The organism is Photobacterium sp. OFAV2-7, from assembly GCF_022347985.1.
In the GTDB taxonomy this organism is placed as follows: Bacteria; Pseudomonadota; Gammaproteobacteria; order Enterobacterales; family Vibrionaceae; genus Photobacterium.
Map to the genome: position 1 here is coordinate 1 of NZ_JAKRFQ010000715.1, position 2,771 is coordinate 2,771.

Sequence of the window (2,771 nt, forward strand, 5' to 3'; positions counted from 1 at the left end):
CTTTTCAATGAACAGTAAGGTGGGAATCAGTTTATGCGCCTTGGCTGCAGCTGGCGGCGTTTGGCTGAGTTATTCTCTGGGGCTGGCGCTGTTTGGTTTCTTACTTGTCATGGGCTCTATCGAGATCCTGATTGAATGGAGATCCCGCCACAATAGCCACCTGCTTCCACTTGATCGCTATGGGCAAATCGTTTCTTTTGTCTGGTATGTCGGGCTTGTCAGTGCATTAGTTGGAATCATCTGGTATTTCGCAGGAACAGGCGATGCCATGCTGGGGCTGCCTCTTCAGATCTTAGGCTCTTAGCTCGAAATACACTTCTTTGTAATCCGGTATCAACGCGCTGGGGATGCTTATCCCCTTCGCTATTCAGGTAGATATTCCAGGTAACATCAATACATGCCAAGCGCCACAGGTCAAATTTACAACTGGTGTTGCTTTACGAACTGTCCCGGCGTTAAACCAAATCGGTTCTTAAAAGCCCTGGTGAAATGGGATTGGTCATTAAATCCAAGCTGCTGCCCAACCGAGGCGATATGGGTGTTGCCAGAAGAAAGTAACCCCTTTGCCTGATCAAGGCGTTTATTCATGAGATATTGATAAGGCGTGACTCCCATGAGCTTCTTAAATTCCCTTAAAAAGTAATACTTACTGCATCTGAGCAACTCAGCGAGATCATCAACACAAATATTGCCTCCAATATTCTCACTGATGTACTCGTCGATAACTTCTAGCTGCTGTTGGTCAAACTTTGACGCTGTACGTTGGACACTTTGCAAATCAAAGTAATTTGAATAATTCTGGACATAGTAGGTACTTAATAAAGACAGCAAGTTACCCAAATAGACCTGCTGATTACGTCCTTTCTCTCTAGCCTCAATCAGGAACAACTCCATAATCCCTTTGATTGTTTCATCAACCACGTTGTAGTTGTTCAGAAACTGCAGTTGTTTACCCTCGATATTCAAAGAACAGTGCGACAGAAACGTCTTCTCTTCTATCGCCAGGATCACAAAATAACACGGCTCGTCGATGTTATGCGTAAAAGGTGTTTTGGGCGGATTTATCCATATATTCCCGGGCGTTGTCTTTAAGTTAGTGATACCACTGTCCGTCTCGGCACTCCAGTTTAATTCCCGCTCCAGGCCCAAAGCAAAATAGAAATAAGGGGTATATACATGTTGAGGGTAAAAATGAGGTGAGGTGCCTTTCTCTATGATGACACAAGGCCAATCCAGCCCATGATTGGAAAACTCAATATCCAGCACCTGCCCACAGTCAGATAACGCATCCGAATCAAAATCATAAAATTTAAGGTGAGACTTCATGAATAAAACCTTTCAACATCCTTAGAGATTTCTTTCTTCGCGCCCCCGCTCTTCAAAACAGCTCAAGGCAATATTCCACTATGCGATTTACGAAAACCTTAGCTGAATATGTAACTTACCGTCAACCAAGCAGCCAAAGAGATATGCCCACCTAGCCTGCAATAAAGTACAAAAACTAAAGCAGTAATCTTCAATCTTAATTATCAGCACTCCATTAATCTTAACTTCAGTTAACCAGCGACATATAAGATTTAGTCAACTGTGAAGGATGCCACATGTTTAAAAAACTTCTGATGTTATTACTCGGCGCATTACCGCTTGTCGCCTGTTCCAGCTATGCAAATCAACCCCTTAAGGAGAATACGATGCAAACTATTGAACTAGACACACGTGTTGGCCCATTAGCTGCAAATCTTTACCTTCCTGAAGGGATCGAGAACCCACCGGTAGTCATCGTCACTGGCGCATGGACAACGGTGAAAGAGCAAATGCCCGCAGTGTATGCCGAAGCGCTGGCAAAAAAAGGCTACGCAGCCGTGACATTCGATTTTCGTGGTTGGGGTCAGTCAGATGGTGAGGCCCACTATCTGGAAGACCCAAGCCGTAAAACACAGGACATTCGTGCAGTTATAGATGCTGTAGCCAAATTGGAGCACGTTGACGGTAGCCGAATTGCAGGATTAGGCGTTTGTGCCTCTTCCGGCTATATGCTCGATGCCGCCGTTGATAACGACAACATTCAGGCCGTCGCACTTGTCGCCCCTTGGCTTCATGACAAAGCAATGGCAACAGCTGTCTATGGTGGTGAAGAGAGCGTCAAAGGCCTGCTCGCTGCTGCAGAACAAGCGAAAAATGCCTCTGAACCTGTCTATATCGAAGCGGCCAGCACCACGAATGAAAACTCGCTGATGTATCAGGTGCCTTACTACACCGAAACCGACCGTGGTCTTATTCCTGAGTACGACAATCAGTTTAATGTGGCTTCGTGGTCTGGTTGGTTAAATTACGACGCTCAGCAAAGTGCCTACACCCTAGATAAGCCTGTTCTGATGGTCGCTTCAGAGTCTATGGCTCTGCCAGCTGGCGCTCATCAGTACCTTGAGAATGCGGGAGAAAATGTCTCGTCAATCTGGCTTGACGGTGTTTCTCAGTTCGATTTTTATGACCAGCCAGAACCTGTCAGCCAGGCAGTTGCAGCTGTTTCCAACTACTTCGATGCCAATCTGTAAAGGAATATCAGCATGAAGTTTCGCAATCTATTTCTACTAGTATTCGGAGTTTTGTCCATGACAGTAAACGCAGCATCACTAACACGAGACGAAGCTCAGATACGTAGTAACCTGAATAGTTTTTCAGCCCTGGCCGATCAAGGCGCATATGAATACTTAGGCCGATTGTTAGCGCCGGAACTGGTTGTTGACTACACCTCTTTGTTTGGTGGTAAG

2 protein-coding genes and 1 pseudogene are annotated in these 2,771 nt (G+C 45.6%); 2 read left to right on the forward strand and 1 reads right to left on the reverse strand.

Features of this window, described 5'->3' with window-relative positions:
• Positions 1–304 (forward strand): annotated as a pseudogene (locus tag MHN01_RS23450) (site-2 protease family protein); the annotation flags it as partial.
• Positions 305–420: 116 nt separating this feature from the next.
• Here the strand turns inward: MHN01_RS23450 and MHN01_RS23455 are convergent.
• Positions 421–1,326 (reverse strand): helix-turn-helix transcriptional regulator, encoded by a 906-nt coding sequence (locus MHN01_RS23455; protein WP_239413766.1) that lies wholly within the window; start codon positions 1,324–1,326, stop codon positions 421–423.
• A gap of 275 nt (positions 1,327–1,601) precedes the next feature.
• On the opposite strand from MHN01_RS23455, the gene MHN01_RS23460 reads away from it, so the two are divergent.
• Positions 1,602–2,555, forward strand: a complete 954-nt coding sequence (locus tag MHN01_RS23460; RefSeq protein ID WP_239413767.1) for an alpha/beta hydrolase — start codon at positions 1,602–1,604, stop codon at positions 2,553–2,555.
• Positions 2,556–2,771: the final 216 nt, after the last annotated feature.